Raw genomic sequence first — 16,646 nt, 5'->3', positions numbered from 1 at the left:
CGGCGCGCACCCGAAGTCGATGAAGGAACTTCTCGACCGGCGGGTGCGCTCGACCGGCTGCTAATGGAGCTGCCAGTCCACACAAGCCTCGTGATGACGTACCACTGCGCGCCTTCCCCACGAGGTTCAAGCCGAGGCATAGCGCCCGAAGCTGGACGACGGTTACGTGCGAAGGTGCGGGCCCGGAATCGGCTGTCGCGCTAAGATGCGTAATGATAGTGACTTCGAGGTCTGCTAAACTCACGATGTTCATGCGCCCCTAACCTAAGAGCATGTCGAAGGCCAACCTGACCTCGTTGCTTGAGGCGTTCGGCGCCTCGCGAGAGTCCGTGCTGCTTCTGGATAAGGGCCGTTCGGATCCGCGCCAGCTCCCGTATCTCGACATCCTACGGCTCAGCGGCGCGGACAGAATCGACGGCGTCGTCGAACTCGGAGGCCGTAGCGTTTTGTACGTTGTGGGGGACCGCCGGACGAGCAGCAGCTCCCTTCTCTTCACAGGATCGTGGCGTATCGCGCCGATACGCCGTTCCTAGCGTTCGTCGAACCAGGACGTCTCACTCTCTACGACTTTGGGCAGGCTACTGCACGGCCAGTGCGGTCGATCACCGAGCACGATCCGGAATCGCGATCCTTCGTTCCTAGTCTCGGCCTGCGCCCAGAAATCGATGCCCGCCGAAAGTACTCTGCGGACCTCATTCTCTCGCTCCTTGAGAGCGCGACAGACAAGATCAGCAGGAGCGGTCTGGGTGCAGACGATGCGCTGTCCCTCTCGGGCAGAGCCCTCTTCCTTCGTTTCCTCGTCGATCGCGAAATCGTCAAGCCAGAAGACCTCACTGAAGTCTGCCAGGCTGCTTCCGAATACGGGGAGTGCTTCAGCACACCATCGCGCGCCCAGGCCACCTCCTCGTGGCTCGATGAGACGTTCAACGGAGATCTCCTCCCGCTATCATTCGGCACTAGCGGACTTTCACGCAGGCTTGAGCAACTCTCCGAGCGAAACCGACGCGACATCCTGGGTCAACTCGCTCTGATCGCACACCGCGCCCAACCCTCTGGCCAGCTCATGTTTGACTGGGGCGACATCGACTTCGGTCACGTGCCCGTTGGCCTACTCAGCCAGGTCTACGAGAGCCATTGCGCCAAGTACGACGCCTCATCGCGATCGAAGAGTGTCTATTACACGCCGCGACAGCTCGCGGAATACGTAGTCGCCGAGGCCTTCGATGGTCTTCCTCGGCCATGGACCGCGACAGTCCTCGACCCTGCGGCGGGCGCCGGCGTGTTCCTCGTCGCTGCGTTCCGTCGGCTGGTGGCTGCTCATTGGAAGCACTATGGGAAGCCACCCACCAGTGCTGAGATTCGACGGATCTTGTACGAACAGCTTGCTGGTTTCGATGTAAACCCAACGGCGCTCCGTCTCACGGCACTCAGTCTGTATCTCACGGCTCTCGAGGTGGACGTCAAGCCACGCCCTCTGAGCAAACTCGGTTTCAAGGAACTCCTTGGATCCGTTCTGTTCAAGTTCGACCAGGACGCTCTTGGTAGCCTCCAGCACGGTGCAGACAGTGGCTTTCTCGCGCGATTTGACCTGGTGCTCGGGAATCCACCGTGGACCGTCACAAAACGTACAGCGGCGCGACGGAGGGCGCTCCTCGAAGCGGTTCGCGCACCCGTAAGGGAACGCCTCGGTGCTGACGACGCTCGAGCCGCCGGTCTCCCGGACGACAACCCCGATCTCGCCTTCCTGCTCGTCGCGATGCAGTGGGCAAAGCCAAGCGGTCGCATTGCGTTCCTCATGCATGCTCGGTTCCTCTTCAAGCAGTCCGCGCCGGGACAATTGGCCCGGAACCTCGTCTTTCGAGCGCTCCGGGTGCGCAGCATTCTGAACGGAGCAGCCCTGCGTCACACCTCGGTATGGCCGCGAGTCAGTGCGCCGTTTTGCTTCATCCTCGCTGAAAACACAAAGCCGGGCACGGCAGATGAGTTCACGTACGCCAGTCCCCTCATCGACGATGCTCTGAATAGTCTCGGCAGCTTCCGCATCGACTATTCGGCGGCGCAGCCCATTTGGCACGGGGCTGTGGCGGAGAACGCGTACCTCTTCAAGATCATGTTCCGAGGGTCCGCGCTGGACATCCCGGTTCTTCGACAGATCGAGTCGCGCGGCCGCCCCCTGCATGAGCTCTGGGAAGGCTTGAGTCTCACGTACGGAGATGGGTTCCAAGTCGGTGGGAGCGCGAGAGAGCACCAAAGTGCCGGGGCGCTTCACGGGCTGCCGACCTTGGCAAGTCGCAACGATCTTGCCCCGTTGATCGACACGCGAAAGCTACTCCCGTTCACGATCAGCCGGGTTCTCTACCCTCGATCTCGGGAGATCTACCGCGCGCCGTTAGTGCTATGTCCAGTCGCCCCGCGAGCGCGGGAATGCTTTCGCTGGGCGCACCTTGCTCTACGCGATGTCGCGTTCAATGAGTCGTTTTACGGATTGAGCACACACGGTCACGCGGAAGCGGAGAAGCTCGCTCGATATCTCCACCTCGTCCTGAGCAGTGATTTGCTCCTGTATTACGTGCTCTTGACGAGTAGCAAGCTCGGGGTCGAGCGGGAGGAGATCACGAAGGAGGACCTCGACAGGGTGCCGATCGTGCCTCTCGAATCTCTCCCGCGTGTTCATCAAGACAAGATCGAGGAGCTCTCTAGGGCCTTCTGCGCGACGCCGAACGAGATGCGGGCGGCGATGAACAGCTTCGTGATGGCCTGCTACAAGTTGGGCGACGCTGATCTTCAGGTGGTCCACGACACGTTAGCCGCTAGCCTGCCTTTCAAGCAGAACAAGGATTGGGGACAGCTGTCGGCTTCGGATACCGTCCTGAAGAGGTTTCTCTCGGAATTCAACGCGGAGCTCCGGCTGCTCCGTGACGACGACAGGCTGCAGGCGAGCATTATCTCGGCGAAGGACTCTTGGGTGTGGTTTGCAATTGGGAGCGCCGGTCAGGACCAGGCGAGCATCTCCGTTGTTCCAGACGCGCACGTTCTGGCGGAGGCCTTCGGCAGCTCGCAGATCGTGGTGATTGGCCCCGGCGGCCGAGGGATCACGATCGCGATGATCAATCAGATGCGATATCTGACTCCGAGTCGCGGCCGGTTGTGCGCCCGCCGGCTCTCCGAGGATTACAGCAAAGACCTCCAACAGGTAGTCCACGCGTAGATGGACGTGACTGCCAAGCGCACGGCGCCACACGAAGTACCGCCTGGCTTGCTGCGAGCGGCGGAGGCGGTGCTGTGCAAAGCGTGGGAGGAGATTCAGGAACCGGGGAACGCTATCGATTGCAACCCGTCGACCGCACTGGAAGATGAGATCACCTTCGCGCTTCAGCGCAGGCTCCTCGATACACTCTACGGGGAGCCAAAGGCCATCACCCTGTTCAGCAAGGAGCATTTCTCGTCGGTCGAGCGGGGCGCCGAGGTGCCGTCTTGGGATGGGAAGAGCATCAAGAAGAAGCCGGATCTCGTATTCCGGCTAAGTAGCACTCGTCCCTACCGGGCGCGGCACGAGGTGTACGGCATCTTCGCGGAATGCAAACTCATCGAGCCAGGCAAGGGCATCGACCTGTACTGTAAGGAAGGCCTCAAACGATACGTGATCGGTGAGTACGGGTGGTCCATGCAGGCCGCCTTGATGCTCGCGTACGTCCGGAAGTGCGATACCACGCCGAAGAACCTCGGGAAGTACCTGCTGAGGCGGCAGGAGGAGTTCTCGGTCCTCGATGTCGGCGCGGTGCGACCGTGCTGCGAGGATCGGTGTGAGGGAGAGGCGATCGCAACGAAGCATGATCGACCCGGTGTCGCCGCTGATGATGGTCGACCATCGGGGGCGATCCAGGTTACACACCTGTGGCTCTTCGTGAAGGTTAGCCAGAACTGACGTCCGCCAGAGATACCATCGACTAGAGCGGAGGTTAGCGTCAGGGCCACATCGCCGCCCGACGAACCCGCTTGTTCTTCCCGCCGGAGTGCTCAGCCTTCAGATGGAAGCGTAGACCGAAAATCGCGTTCGCGAGATCGCTAGGGAAGACCCGAAGGTAACCGAGCGTCGTCGTGAGGCTCCGATGGTCGCCGAGACGCTGTGTCAGGAGGAGCGGCACACGGGAGCGCAGGAGGTCGCGTCACTAACGAGCAGAAGAGTGTGTGGGCGGAGAGCTTTCTGCCCGCTGGAACGGAGGTCCTCCAGGGGAGCTTTCGCAGGACGTCGACATTGAACGGCGCGAGGGCGATCGGCGACGTGCTCGCATGATTCCTCCCGGTGAGTACGATGGTTCGGTGAGCGTGAAGTTGCCGAAGACACGGCGGACCAACCTGAAGGGCGTGAACACCGCACGGGCCTTCTTCGAGGAACATGATTGCGTCTTCCAGGTCGTCGATCAGCAGAACGACTTCGGGAAGGACGCGTACGTCGACCTCGTGGACGGCGACGAAGTCACCCCGCTCTGCGTAGCCGTCCAGATCAAGTCCGGCACCTCGTTCAAGACGGCGAGCGGCGACTACGTCGTCCCCGTTGACACGCACGCCTCGCTCTGGCGGCGGTCGACCGTCCCGGTCTTCGGGCTAGTCTACGACCCGAGCGACGGCACGCTGCGGTGGGGCGACCTCACGGGGCACCTCCGCGAGCACCCGACACAGGAAGGCGGGAGCGTTCCGATCCCGCGGCACGCCGTCCTCGACGCGAGGAGCTTGCGGGGGCAGTTTTGTTCGGCGGTCGCCGGCTACGCCGCGATCAACGGTGGAGCGGCGACTCTCGCATTGCTCTCGGCGAGCGCGTCGGACCAGGCGTCTGCCATCTGGGACACCCTGGCACTCGGTCGGCATGACGCTCGCTACCTCGTCATCCTGCGCCGCCTCCTCGTCGATCTCCAGCCGCTCCCCCTCCGCCAAGCCATCACGGTCCTGTCGTACGCGACGCCACACCCGGACGTCTTCTGGACGAAGCGCACCTGGATTCCCCCGCACGTCGAGGAAACGGTCAAGCAGACGTTCGTCTGGACGCCGGACGAGATCGTCCTGCTGACCCGTGCGGCCGATATCGAGGAGTGGGGCCGAGGAACATTCGGGCAGTGCGTCGACATGCTGCTCGGCCAGGATCCGGGCATCGCCTCGAAGCTCATCGACGCGGTCGCCATTCTCATCGAGCGCGGAGACATCGAGGGCGCGACGTGGACAGCGACGATCGCTCTCTCGTACGCGCGCGACGTACGGGGAACTGCCGAGCTCCTCCTGACACGCTACCCCGCGCTCAGGAATGACGAGTGGTTTGGTGATGTGGTCGCATCGGCCAAGGAGTTCGGGGAGTTATCTCTCTACTAGACGATCGCCGACCGGTATTACGCCTCCAATCGCTCCCTTCGAACCTAGGGATGGACCTAGGGATTTCGGTCCGGCGACCTCGGCCAGGGTGGCCGCCTGTCTCGGGAGAGAGCGACGGCCGGCGCGGGACCCGCACACCCCAGCAGACGCGGCGCGAACCCGCCGACCCGAGCGGCTCAACCCGCATCAACAGCGAGCCCAGCGCGTCCAACCTAGGGATGACCTAGGGATTCGATCGAATACGAAGAACCCGGCGTTTCCGCCGGGTACCCGTAACCGCTTTCACCTCGCGGACTTATGTATGGTTGCGGGGGCAAGATTTGAACTTGCGACCTTTGGGTTATGAGCCCAACGAGCTACCAGGCTGCTCCACCCCGCGTCAAGGGAGGGGGAAGATACCGGGGCGCAGGGGGGAAGTCAAGCGCCGGCCCGTGGCCGCGGGCCGGGAAGGGGTGGCGTTGGCCGGCCATCGTGTCGTTCCATTCCCCGGCCGGTAAGCCTCATCGAGGGGCCGGGCTTCCCTTTTCAATCCGTCTGTTCTATATTGGACGTAGTCTAAATAGCGAGGCGATCGCCCGCTTGATTACGCAAGGAGAAGACAGCATGAGCATCATCAACAGCCAGATCCCCGAGTTCAAGGTGCAGGCCTACCACGAGGGCGCCTTCAAGGAGATCTCGAACAAGGACCTCGCCGGCAAGTGGGCGATCTTCTTCTTCTACCCGGCGGACTTCACCTTCGTCTGCCCGACGGAGCTGGGCGACCTGGCGGACAACTACGCCGAGTTCAAGAAGCTCGGCGCCGAGATCTACTCCGTCTCGACCGACACCCACTTCACCCACAAGGCGTGGCACGACGCCTCCGAGACCATCAAGAAGATCCACTACCCGATGCTCGCCGACCCGACGCACCACCTCTCGAAGGCGTTCGGCGTCCACATCGACGACGCCGGCCTCTCCTACCGCGGAACGTTCGTCGTGAACCCCAAGGGGCAGATCAAGATCGTCGAGATCCACGACAACGGCATCGGCCGCGACGCCAAGGAGCTCCTCCGCAAGGTCCAGGCGGCGGTTCACATCGCCAAGCACCCGAACGAGGTCTGCCCCGCGAAGTGGACCCCGGGCGCGGAGACCCTCAAGCCCAGCCTCGACCTCGTCGGCAAGATCTGATCCGGACCCGGCGTGGAGGAGACGCGGCCCCTCGGGAGCCGCGTCCCCTCCAGCCGTTCGGGCCCACCGACTCCGGCGCGAGCGGGAGTTCCTGCGGAAAGCGGAGCTCGTCCCCGCGCACACCCGAATAGGAACAGAGAAACCTCATGCTCGACGCCTCCCTGTCCGCGCAGCTCCAGCAGCTCTACCGCGACCTCCCGGTCACGATCGTCCTCCGCCAGCGCCCGTCCGATCACCCGAAGCAGGACGAGCTCACCACGATGCTCGCCGACATCGCTGCGACGGCACCGGGGAAAGTCGTTCACCGCGTCGAGGGAGAGCCCGCCGCGATCCCCTCGTTCGAGGTGGCCGTGGAAGGGTGCTCCGCGTCGATCCTCTTCAAGGGGATTCCCGGGGGGCACGAGTTCTCCTCCCTCGTCCTCGCGGTCCTGAACGCCGCGGGGCTCGGGAAGAGGCCGGACGAAGGGCTGCAGAACCGGATCAGGCACCTGAAGGGGCCCGTCCGCCTCAGGACGTTCGTCTCCCTCTCGTGCCACAACTGCCCCGAGGTGGTGCAGGCGCTGAACCAGATGGCCCTGATCCACCCCGACTTCGTCCACGAGATGGTGGACGGCGGCCTCGCGGAGAGCGAGGTCGAGAAGCTGGGAATCCAGGGCGTCCCGACGGTGATCTCCACGATCCACGAGAACGCGCAGGTCTCCGTGGGCCGGGCCGGTCTCGTGGAGCTGATCGACGCGCTCGAGGAGCGCTACGGCGCCGAAGCGTCGGAGGCGGCGCAGGACCTCCCGGCGCGCGAGCCCTACGACGTCGTCGTCGTCGGGGGCGGTCCGGCCGGCGCGTCCGCGGCGATCTACTCGGTTCGCAAGGGGCTCCGCACGGCCCTCGTCGCCAAGAACGTCGGCGGGCAGGTCCTCGAGACGGTCGGCATCGACAACCTCATCGGGACGACGCACACCGAGGGGAAGAAGCTCGCCGCCGACATCCTGGCCCACGTCCGCAGCTACCCGGTCGAGATCCTCGACAACCGGCGCGTGGAGGCGATCGAGAACGGCGAGCTCAAGACGGTCCGCCTCGCGGGGGGCGAGGTGCTCCAGGCGAAGTCGCTCATCGTGGCGACGGGCGCGCAGTGGCGCGAGCTGAACGTCGCCGGCGAGAAGGAGTACATCGGGCGCGGCGTCGCCTTCTGCCCGCACTGCGACGGCCCCTTCTACAAGGACAAGAGGGTCGTCGTCGTCGGCGGCGGCAACTCGGGCATCGAGGCCGCGATCGACCTCGCCGGGATCTGCGGCTCGGTGACCGTGGTCGAGTTCATGAACGAGCTGAAGGCCGACAAGGTCCTCGTCGACAACCTGAAGAAGCTGCCGAACACCCAGATCGTCCTCCACCACCGGACGGCGGAGATCGTCGGCGACGGGAGCAAGGTCACGGGGATCAAGGTCGTCGACCGCGGGAACGACGCGGAGAAGACGATCCCGGTCGACGGGATCTTCATCCAGATCGGCCTCGTCCCGAACTCCGCTCTCGTGAAGGGGCTCGTCGACGTGAACCGCTTCGGCGAGATCGTCGTGGACGACAAGTGCCGCACGTCGACGAAGGGGATCTACGCGGCGGGCGACGTCACGACGACCCCCTACAAGCAGATCATCATCTCCATGGGCGAGGGAGCGAAGGCCGCTCTCGCGGCCTTCGAGGACCGGATCCACGCGGCGTAGTGACCCAAGGGCCTCCCGGCGCTCGCCGGGAGGCTTCTCGTCCTCTCCAGAGGGCGATTGAGGGCCCGGTCGAGAGCGAATGGCACCTTTCGCAGGCGCGAAAGAGTGACGCGCCGCACTCTCGGGCGTTCCGGCGGGCTGGCATCGGGCCTGCAATGGACGGGGTGGGAGCAACGAACTCCCACAGATCGTCCAAGGAGGTCCGACATGAAGAACGCCAACCGGAACATGATCCTCGCCGCAGCGGCGGCCCTCACCCTCGCGGTGGCGCCGTCGGCCCCGGCGGACGTGCGGGTCCACGTGAATCTCCCGCTCCCGCCTGCGCCCCACAAGGTGCTGCGCCACCTCCCCGTGCCGCCCCTGCCCGTCGTCGTCGACGTCCGTCACGATGACCGCCACGGCCGGTGGAACTACGAGAACCGCCACCGCGACGACCGCTACGGACGGGACGCCTACCGGTACGACCGCCGTTACCGTGACGCCGCCCGCTGGGCCTACGTCGAGGGACGTTGGATCGCCCGGCCCTACCGCGGCGCGGTGTGGGTGACCGGCTACTACGACCGCTGGGGCCGCTGGATCCCCGGCTACTGGGCGCGGGCCCGCTACCGGTAGATCACGTCACCGCCGAACGCAGCCGAAACTCGGGGCGCTCGTGGGCGTGCGACGAAAGCACCTCCGCGAGCGCCCCCTGCCCCAGAAGGAGACCTGGCTGCCGCGGAGGGAAGGGACGCGCGGCGAGACGAGACCCACGGCGTCGCCGCAGAGCTGCTCCACTGCCTCGACGAAGAACGAGGTGATCGCCTCCGACTTGGCGCGCACGAGTGCGAGGTCGGCTTCGAGGATCACGTCGAGCGCGGCGTCGAGGGCCGACATCGAGAGGATCGGCGGCGTGCCGCAGAGGAAGCGCGAGATGCCTGCGGCGGGGCGATAGGCCGCCTCGAATGCGAACGGCTCCGCGTGCCCGAGCCACCCGGAGAGCGGCTGCTGGAAAGCCTCCTGATGGCGCGGCGCGACGTAGAGGAACGCCGGCGCGCCCGGGCCGCCGCAGAGGTACTTGTAGCCGCAGCCGACGGCGAAGTCGGCGCCGGCGGCGGTCAGGTCGACCGGCATCGCGCCGGCCGTGTGCGCGAGGTCCCAGACGGCGAGCGCGCCGGCCGCGTGCGCAGCGTGCGTGACGGCGGAGAGGTCGTGCCGCTCGCCGGTCCGGTAGTCCACGTGCGTCAGGAGGAGCGCGGCGGTGTCGGTGTCGAGGAGCGGACGACATCGCCCTTCGGAACGAGACGGACCCGGTATCCGCGGTCGAGGAGGCGCGCGAGGCCTTCGCTGACGTAGAGGTCGGTGGGGAAGTTCCCTTCCTCGGAGAGGATCGTCCGGCGCCCGGGCCGGAGGGCGAGCGCCGCTGAGAGGACCTTGAAGACGTTGACGGAGGTCGAGTCGGCACAGACGACCTCGCCGGTTCCCGCGCCGACGAGGCGGGCGATCTTGTCGCCCACGCGGCGAGGGAGGTCGATCCACCCGGCGTCGTTCCAGCTCCTGACGAGTCCTTCCCCCCACTCGCGCGAGACGGCTTCGGCGACGCGCGCGGTCGCACCCTTCGGGAGCGCGCCGAGCGAGTTGCCGTCGAGGTAGACGAGGCCGTCGGGAAGGACGAAACGGTCGCGGAAGGGGGCGAGCGGGTCGGAAGCGTCGAGGTGCTCGGCGTCGCGGCGATGGATCACGCGGGAGGGCTCCGTCAGCGCGAGGGTGGGGCCCCCGGCTCGCCGGAGGAGGGCGGCCGCTTTGGCGTCACCCTCTCCTCGAACCCGGGCGGCAGGACGAGGACGACGTCGCCGGGGGCGACGAGCTGCAGGTCCTCGCGGGCGATCCTCTCGACCGCGGCCGGATCCTTCGTCATGCGCGCGACCTCTCTCTCGAGCGACTCGTTCCGCCCGGCGATCGCCGAGACCTCGGCCTGGAGCGCGCCGACCTGCGCCCGCTGCTTCCTCACCTGGAGGAGGCCGCGGTCGCCGGCGAGGAAGAAGACGAAGAGAAGGACCGAGAGGACGAGCGAGAAGCCGACGTAGGAAAGCGGGTGGACGTGCGGACGGTCCGGGCGTGCCGCGGGCCCCGACACCGGCGGCTCGTCGGTGCGCCGCGCGGGGCGGGGAGGCGGCGCAGACCGCCCCCCCGTCCTCGAGACGAGACCCTTCCCTCGGCCCGGAGATCCGCTCGAACCTCAACTCTTCGCCGTGCTCCTCAGTCCTTCTTCACGTCTCTACTTCTTGACCGTCAGGCCGAAGAAGCGGCCGGCGTCGGCGAGCTCCTCCTCGATCCGGAGGAGGCGGTTGTACTTCGCGAGCCGCTCGGAGCGGGAGGCCGAGCCGGTCTTGATGAACATGGAGTTCGTCGCGACGGCGAGGTCGGCGATCGTCGTGTCCTCGGTCTCGCCCGAGCGGTGGGAGACGGCCGTGACGTAGCTGGCGACCTGCGCCATGCGCACCGCCTCGAGCGTCTCCGTGATCGTCCCGATCTGGTTGACCTTCACGAGGAGGCCGTTCGCGATGCCGTCCCGGATCCCCTCGGCGAGGATCTTCGGGTTCGTGACGAAGAGGTCGTCGCCGATGAGGTGGATCTTCGATCCGAGCCGCTCGGTCATCAGCTTCCAGCCGGCCCTGTCTCCCTCGGCGCAACCGTCTTCGATGGAGACGATCGGATAGTCCTTCACGATCGCTTCCCAGAACGCGACCATCTCGGCGGGAGAGAGCTTCAGGCCCTCGCCGTCGAGAACGTAGGTTCCGTCCTTGAAGTATTCGGAGGCGGCCGGGTCGAGGGCGAGGAAGATCTGCTCTCCGGCCTTGTAGCCGGCCTTGCCGATCGCCTCGACGATGACGTCGAGCGCCTCGCGGGCGGTGCCGACGGCCGGCGCGAAGCCCCCCTCGTCGCCGACGGAGGTCGCGAGCCCCTTCTTCTTCAGGATCGACTTGAGCGCGTGGAACGTCTCGGCCCCGGCGCGCAGCGCTTCGCGGTACGACTCGAACCCGGCAGGAATCAGCATGAACTCCTGGTGGTCGAGCGGGTTGTCGGCGTGCGCCCCGCCGTTGACGACGTTCATCATCGGCACCGGGAGAGAGACGGCACCCGTCCCGCCGAGGTAGCGGTAGAGCGGCAGCTCGCACGCCTCGGATGCGGCGCGGCAGACGGCCATCGAGACGCCGAGCGTCGCGTTGGCCCCGAGCTTCGACTTGAACTCGGTGCCGTCGAGGTCGCACATGAGGCGGTCGAGGCCCGCCTGGTCGCGGGCGTCGAAGCCGAGGAGCTCGGGGGCGATCGTCTTGTTGACGTTGTCGACGGCCTTGAGGGTCCCCTTGCCGCCGAAGCGCTTCGGGTCGCCGTCGCGCAGCTCGAGGGCCTCGCGCGTCCCGGTCGAGGCGCCGGACGGAACGCCGGCGCGGCCGGAAGCCCCGGACTCGAGGAGGCACTCGACCTCGATGGTGGGGTTCCCGCGGGAATCCAGGATCTCCCGGGCATGGATCTCTTCGATGGCGTACATGCGGTTCCTTCCTTCCCCGATCGGGGACGGTGACGCTCAGCCTTCCAGGACGTGGCAGCAGGCGTTCGCGAAGGGGAATTCCTCGGCGAGGACGACTCTCCAACCCGATGTTCCGAATCGGATCACTGCAACCGGGCTCCTTCCGGCCCGTAAGATTCTACGGGTGAGAGACCCCCGGTTGGAAACTGCTGTGCGGGCGCTCGCCGCGTTCGTGGCCCTCGCCGCCCTTCCCGTCGTGGCGGCCAGGGACCCCGAGCCGCGCCGGGTCGTGATGTCGAGCCTCGCGCCCGACTACGCCGAGAACGTCCCCGCGGCCAAGGCCGAGCTTCTCAGGGTGATCAACGAGGAGCGGTCGGCGCACGGCGCCCCGGCCCTGGCGTACGACCTCCTCGGGGCGAAAGTGGGGGACGAGTTCTGCGAGGACGCGGCCCGGAACCGGACGTCGGGCCACTGGGACCTCGCCGGGCGCCCGCCGTACCTGCGCTGGGCGCTCGCCGGCGGGATCGACCACCACGCCCAGAACTTCGCGGCCGAGAGCCGCCGCGGCTTCGAGTTCACCGAGCCCCCCGTCGAGCTCCTGAAGGCGATGCACGCGGCCTTCATGGCCGAGAGGCCGCCGGACGACGGCCACCGCAGGACGGTTCTCGACCCGATCTGGACGCACGTCGGCATCGGCTTCGCGATCGTCGGCGGCGAGATGCGGATGACCGAGGAGTACAGCCGGCGCGTTCTCGAGTGGGCCGAGCTGCCCCCGGGGCCGGTGAAGGCGGGGAAGGGGGCGCTCGTCGCGCTGAAGCTCCCGCGCGGCTGGAACGTCGGCGCCGTCGAGGTCGCGTACGAGGAACCTCCGAGGCCGATGTCCAGGTCCGAGATCTCTGCACGGGGCTCCTACGGCCTGCCGCCGGCCTTGCGGACTCTCCGCCCCTATCCCCCGGCCGGGACCCGGTGGGCATCGGGTGAGCCGGGTGACTTCCGGCCGAACGCGAGCGGCAGGGTCGAGCTCGTCGTTGCCCTCGACCGGGGACCGGGGCACTACTACCTCGTCGTCTTCGCCGCGGAAGGCGATGCGATGGGCAGGAAGCTCTTCCCCGTCGCGACGCCGATGGTGACGGCCCGGTAGCGCGGTGAGGCACCTCCTGGTCTCCTCCGCGGACGAGGGGCTCGTCGAGCGGCTCCGGGCCTTCCTTCCGGCCGATGCGGTCCTCTTCTCGGCCCGGGGCGTCGACGGCACGCTCGAGACGCTCTCCCGCTCCTCGCGCGTCGACACCGTGGTCACGGACGACCCGCAGGTCGCCGCGGCGATCCGCGACGAAGTGCCCGGCACGCTCCCGATCGTCCTTCTCCCGCCCGGCACCCCGACCGAGACGGCCCTCCGCCTCCTCCTGCAGAACGAAGAATAAAGCGAAGGGGATGGGGGTCAAAGAACTGGGGGTCAGGTCAAAAACCGTGTATTGTCGCAGACAATACACGGTTTTGGACCTGACCCCGGGGTCCGTTCTGCGTCAGAAGAGGCGCCGGTAGTCCGCGAGGTCCTTCTTCCAGACGAGGACGCCGCAGAAACGCTCGCCCTCGGGGCAGACGGGCTTCGCGCCGGCGCGGGCGCGCAGCCCGCAGGGGGGGAGGAGCCAGCGGCCGATGCGCGGCTCCACCTCCCGCACCTGTTCGGCCTCGTCGAGGGACGCGCGCCAGATCTCCTCCTGTGCGTTGAAGCAGAGGCGCATGGCGAGCTTGTGGCGGAGGCCGGCGAGGTCGGCCGACTCGGTGAAGCGCAGCGCGACGGCGTTCGGGAGAAGGTAGGCGCGAACTCGTCGGGGACGCCGAGGGTGCGAAGGCGCCGGATCGCCTCCCAGGTCCTCTCCATCGTCTCGTCGTAGAGCGCTTTCGCCTCGCCGGGCTCCGCGAGGAGCATCGGGGTGACGTAGTCGGGGTCGTCGGTGAGATAGGCGTGGAGCGTGGGGCGGGAGGCGGGGGTCGTCCGGTGGCGCTGGTCCTGGCTGTCGGCCGTGTGGGAGAGCTTCTTGCGGAAGGTGTAGGCGGGGTGATGCAGGGCCCGTGCGAGCTTGCCGTGGTCGGTGAGGTTGAGCGCCTCGCCCAGGAGAGTATTCCCGGCCGGGTCGATCGCGAGGGCGATCGCCTCGTCGTCGGAGAGGGCTTCGGGAGAGATCCCGACGACCTCCCTGACCGCTTCGGCGAGCAGCTCCTCGTTCCGCGCCTTCCGATCGACGAGGCGCGAGATCCGCCCGCCGAGCCCCGCGTCGAATCGCGCGCGGAACGACGCGTCGCCCGGCCGGTCGGGGCGGGGACCGCCGAAGAGGCGTTCGGCGAGAGCGAACTCGGGCGTCGCCTCGAGCGGCACCGGCTCTTCGAGGACGCCGGCGTAGGCCGGGTCGTGCCGGAGAAGCTCCTGGGTCATCGCCTCCACGACCAGCCGCTGCTCGGTCGGGGCGTCGAACGTCGCCGCGAGGCGCCGGTACCGGAAGAGGGTGACGGCCGAAACGGTGTGGTAGAGCGTCGTGAACGTGGCGACCGGGAGGACGTAGCGGGCCACCTCGAGGGCGCGCTTGCGGATCGCCTTCTCCCAGCGGGCCGGCTGGCTCTCCCGCCCGCGGAACGTGCCGTAGAAGGCCCGCGAGGCCACGGGGACGAGGAGCTCGCCGAGGCGGCGATAGGCCAGGGTCTGCCTCTCGCAGGCGGCGCGGTAGACCTCGAGCGCCTCGCCCGCGAGCGGCGGGACGGCGAACGTCCCCGGCTTCACCTCGACGTAGCGCTGCGAGGTCTGCTCGGAGTTGTAGAAGGGGTGGGCGTGGAGGAAGGACCAGACGAGCTGGCGGCTGACGTTCTCGAGCGTGAACTGGAAGTGCGCGTGCTGGAACGTCGTGTGGTGCCCGGCGAGGTACACGTCCCGGGCCAGGGCGTCGCGCCGCGCGCGGCGGCGCTCCCTCTCGGCGGGGTCGGCGATCGCGTCGCCCGCGACCTCCTCGGGGGTGACGATCCCCTTCGGGCTGTAGCAGGTGCGCGCGGCGGCGACGACGCCGTCGAACGGTCGCCCGAAGGCGTTCACGAGCCTCACGCGGGGCGGGGGGGAAAGGAACCCAGGCACGCGGCGGGAGTCTAGCGAGGATCCGCAGAATTGAACCGGCCCCTCGCCGGGCCTATAGTGGCCTGTTGGGGGCTCCGCGATGCTGAAGCTCAACCGCATCGTCGACTACGGCATTCTCGTCCTGACCGAGATCGCGCGCCGCAACGCGTGCGTCTCGACCACCGAGCTTGCCGCCACGTACGGCGTTTCCGCGACGATCGTCGCCAAGGTCCTGAAGAGGCTCGCCCGCGCGGGCCTCGTCACGTCGGAGCGTGGGAGCCGTGGCGGCTACCGCCTGGCCCGGCCGGCCGGAGAGGTGACCCTCCGGTCCATCGTCAACGCCCTCGAGGGGCCGATCTCGCTGACGTTCTGCTCGAGCGGAACGTCGACTGGCCGCTGCCGGACGCGCCCCTTCTGCGTGGCGACCGACGCGATGCGCCGGCTCAACCACCTGGTGAACGGGGCGTTCGAAGCCGTGTCGCTCGAGGACATCCTCAGGTCGCCGGAGTCGCAGCGCCAGTCGGCGGCGGTCGCCGCGCCGTGAGCCGCCGGCGGCCCGTCTACCTGGATCACCAGGCGACGACGCCGCTCGACCCGCGTGTCCTCGAGGCGATGCTCCCCTGGCTCACGGGGGACTTCGGGAACGCCGCCTCCCGCCAGCACGCCTTCGGCTGGGCCGCCGAGAGCGCCGTCTCGTCCGCACGCGAGGAGATCGCGGCGGCCCTCGGCGCCGAGCCCGCGGAGATCGTCTTCACGTCCGGCGCGACCGAGTCGAACAACCTCGCGATCCTCGGCGCCGCCAGGGCCGCCCGCGGTCGGGGAGACCACGTCGTCACCTCCGCCGTCGAGCACCGGTCCGTTCTCGACCCTTGCCGGCAGCTCGCCGCGGAGGGGTTCGAAGTGACGGTTCTCGCACCGGACGAGACGGGGCGGATCGCGGTGGAGGCGGTCGCCGCGGCGCTGAAGGACCGGACGATCCTCGTCTCGCTGATGGCGGCCCAGAACGAAGTCGGGACGCTCAACCCGGTGGCGGAGATCGGCGCGCTCTGTGGTTCACGCGGCGTCCTCTTCCACACCGACGCCGCGCAGGCCCTCGGGAAGGTGCCGTTCGACGTGAGTTCCGGCGTCGCGCTCGCCTCTCTCAGCGCCCACAAGCTCCACGGCCCGAAGGGAGTCGGTGCGCTCTGGGTGAGGGGCCGGCCGCGGGTGGCCCTCGCGCCCCTCGTGTTCGGCGGCGGACACGAGCGAGGCCTCCGCTCGGGGACCCTGAACGTACCGGGGATCGCCGGCTTCGGTGCGGCCGTCCGGCTCGCGTCCCGGGAGCGCGACGTCGAGGCGGCGCGCCTGGTCGCTCTGCGAGACCGGCTCGACGGGGCGATCCGTGGCGCGCTCGACGGCGTCACCCTCAACGGGCACCCGGTCGAGCGGTTGCCGGGCAACCTGAGCCTCTCTTTCGCGGGCGTCGACGGGGAGCGCCTCATCACGGCCCTTCGAAACCTCGCGGTCTCCTCGGGGTCGGCCTGCACGACGGCGTCGGCCGAGCCGAGCCACGTCCTGCGGGCGCTCGGCGTCCCGGACGCCCTCGCCAAGGCGACGATCCGGTTCGGTCTCGGCCGGTTCACGACGGTGGCCGAGGTCGACTTCGCGGCGTCGGAGGTCGTCGAGGCCGTCCGCCGCATCCGGTCTGAGATGGCGTCGCTCTCGGCATAGAATCGTTCTGAACCGTATGCCTTCGCGACCCCTCCTCGCCTGCGTGGCGCTGCTGGCGCTCCACCCGCGGACCGTCGCCGGTCAGTAC

General features: G+C 67.7%; 14 protein-coding genes, 1 tRNA gene and 1 pseudogene. 11 read left to right on the top strand and 5 right to left on the bottom strand.

The genetic code is table 11. The features are described 5' to 3' along the window. Positions 1–272: 272 nt before the first annotated feature. From IPN03_18485 to IPN03_18470, 4 genes are all read left to right on the top strand, one after another. A complete protein-coding gene (locus IPN03_18485) occupies positions 273–533 on the top strand; it encodes a hypothetical protein (GenBank protein ID MBK9375646.1) in 261 nt (86 codons plus the stop codon). A 59-nt stretch (positions 534–592) separates the two neighbouring features. After that, positions 593–3,208 carry an N-6 DNA methylase gene (locus IPN03_18480; GenBank protein ID MBK9375645.1) on the top strand — a complete coding sequence of 872 codons (2,616 nt, stop codon included), beginning with the start codon at positions 593–595 and terminating at the stop codon, positions 3,206–3,208. A 6-nt stretch (positions 3,209–3,214) separates the two neighbouring features. After that, the gene (locus tag IPN03_18475) at positions 3,215–3,925 is read left to right on the top strand and encodes a hypothetical protein (protein ID MBK9375644.1); all 711 of its coding nucleotides are present in this window, start codon (positions 3,215–3,217) and stop codon (positions 3,923–3,925) included. Between the two features lie 395 nt (positions 3,926–4,320). After that, positions 4,321–5,361, top strand: a complete 1,041-nt coding sequence (locus IPN03_18470; GenBank protein ID MBK9375643.1) for a DUF4365 domain-containing protein — start codon at positions 4,321–4,323, stop codon at positions 5,359–5,361. Between the two features lie 302 nt (positions 5,362–5,663). Here the strand turns inward: IPN03_18470 and IPN03_18465 are convergent. Continuing rightward, positions 5,664–5,740, bottom strand: a tRNA-Met gene (locus IPN03_18465). Positions 5,741–5,964: 224 nt separating this feature from the next. Between IPN03_18465 and ahpC the strand changes: the two genes are divergently transcribed. From ahpC to IPN03_18450, 3 genes are all read left to right on the top strand, one after another. Further along, complete coding sequence (ahpC, locus tag IPN03_18460; protein MBK9375642.1) at positions 5,965–6,528, top strand: peroxiredoxin; 564 nt, start codon at positions 5,965–5,967, stop codon at positions 6,526–6,528. A 146-nt stretch (positions 6,529–6,674) separates the two neighbouring features. Continuing rightward, positions 6,675–8,240, top strand: a complete 1,566-nt coding sequence (gene ahpF / locus IPN03_18455) for an alkyl hydroperoxide reductase subunit F (protein ID MBK9375641.1) — start codon at positions 6,675–6,677, stop codon at positions 8,238–8,240. 207 nt (positions 8,241–8,447) lie between these two features. Beyond that, the gene (locus IPN03_18450; GenBank protein ID MBK9375640.1) at positions 8,448–8,852 is read left to right on the top strand and encodes a hypothetical protein; all 405 of its coding nucleotides are present in this window, start codon (positions 8,448–8,450) and stop codon (positions 8,850–8,852) included. A 6-nt stretch (positions 8,853–8,858) separates the two neighbouring features. Here the strand turns inward: IPN03_18450 and IPN03_18445 are convergent. The 3 genes and pseudogenes from IPN03_18445 to eno form a co-directional block, all read right to left on the bottom strand. Next, positions 8,859–9,958, bottom strand: a pseudogene (locus tag IPN03_18445) (aminotransferase class V-fold PLP-dependent enzyme). Between the two features lie 14 nt (positions 9,959–9,972). Further along, positions 9,973–10,353 (bottom strand): septum formation initiator family protein, encoded by a 381-nt coding sequence (locus IPN03_18440; GenBank protein ID MBK9375639.1) that lies wholly within the window; start codon positions 10,351–10,353, stop codon positions 9,973–9,975. A 141-nt stretch (positions 10,354–10,494) separates the two neighbouring features. Then, entirely contained in the window at positions 10,495–11,769 is a 1,275-nt protein-coding gene (gene eno, locus IPN03_18435) for a phosphopyruvate hydratase (protein ID MBK9375638.1), read from the bottom strand. A 190-nt stretch (positions 11,770–11,959) separates the two neighbouring features. Between eno and IPN03_18430 the strand changes: the two genes are divergently transcribed. Both IPN03_18430 and IPN03_18425 read left to right on the top strand, forming a co-directional pair. Further along, entirely contained in the window at positions 11,960–12,889 is a 930-nt protein-coding gene (locus IPN03_18430; GenBank protein MBK9375637.1) for a CAP domain-containing protein, read from the top strand. 4 nt (positions 12,890–12,893) lie between these two features. Continuing rightward, positions 12,894–13,169, top strand: a complete 276-nt coding sequence (locus IPN03_18425; protein ID MBK9375636.1) for a hypothetical protein — start codon at positions 12,894–12,896, stop codon at positions 13,167–13,169. Positions 13,170–13,201: 32 nt separating this feature from the next. Here the strand turns inward: IPN03_18425 and IPN03_18420 are convergent, their stop codons facing one another. Then, positions 13,202–14,869 (bottom strand): FAD-dependent thymidylate synthase, encoded by a 1,668-nt coding sequence (locus IPN03_18420; GenBank protein MBK9375635.1) that lies wholly within the window; start codon positions 14,867–14,869, stop codon positions 13,202–13,204. 79 nt (positions 14,870–14,948) lie between these two features. Between IPN03_18420 and IPN03_18415 the strand changes: the two genes are divergently transcribed. After that, the gene (locus tag IPN03_18415; protein MBK9375634.1) at positions 14,949–15,392 is read left to right on the top strand and encodes an Rrf2 family transcriptional regulator; all 444 of its coding nucleotides are present in this window, start codon (positions 14,949–14,951) and stop codon (positions 15,390–15,392) included. Next, positions 15,389–16,558 carry an aminotransferase class V-fold PLP-dependent enzyme gene (locus IPN03_18410; protein MBK9375633.1) on the top strand — a complete coding sequence of 390 codons (1,170 nt, stop codon included), beginning with the start codon at positions 15,389–15,391 and terminating at the stop codon, positions 16,556–16,558. Before IPN03_18415 ends, IPN03_18410 begins: the two co-directional genes overlap by 4 nt. Positions 16,559–16,646 lie beyond the last annotated feature (88 nt).

Source organism: Holophagales bacterium (assembly GCA_016719485.1).
Classification (GTDB): Bacteria; Acidobacteriota; Thermoanaerobaculia; order UBA5066; family UBA5066; genus UBA5066.
This window is presented reverse-complemented; position numbering and strand designations above follow the sequence as displayed.

Bases quoted from the DNA above. Each gene is read 5' to 3' on its own strand.
- ahpC (MBK9375642.1), top strand. From the start codon at position 5,965: ATGAGCATCATCAACAGCCAGATCCCCGAGTTCAAGGTGCAGGCCTAC.
- IPN03_18450 (MBK9375640.1), top strand. From the start codon at position 8,448: ATGAAGAACGCCAACCGGAACATGATCCTCGCCGCAGCGGCGGCCCTC.
- IPN03_18415 (MBK9375634.1), top strand. From the start codon at position 14,949: ATGCTGAAGCTCAACCGCATCGTCGACTACGGCATTCTCGTCCTGACC.
- ahpF (MBK9375641.1), top strand. From the start codon at position 6,675: ATGCTCGACGCCTCCCTGTCCGCGCAGCTCCAGCAGCTCTACCGCGAC.
- IPN03_18485 (MBK9375646.1), top strand. From the start codon at position 273: ATGTCGAAGGCCAACCTGACCTCGTTGCTTGAGGCGTTCGGCGCCTCG.
- eno (MBK9375638.1), bottom strand. From the start codon at position 11,769: ATGTACGCCATCGAAGAGATCCATGCCCGGGAGATCCTGGATTCCCGC.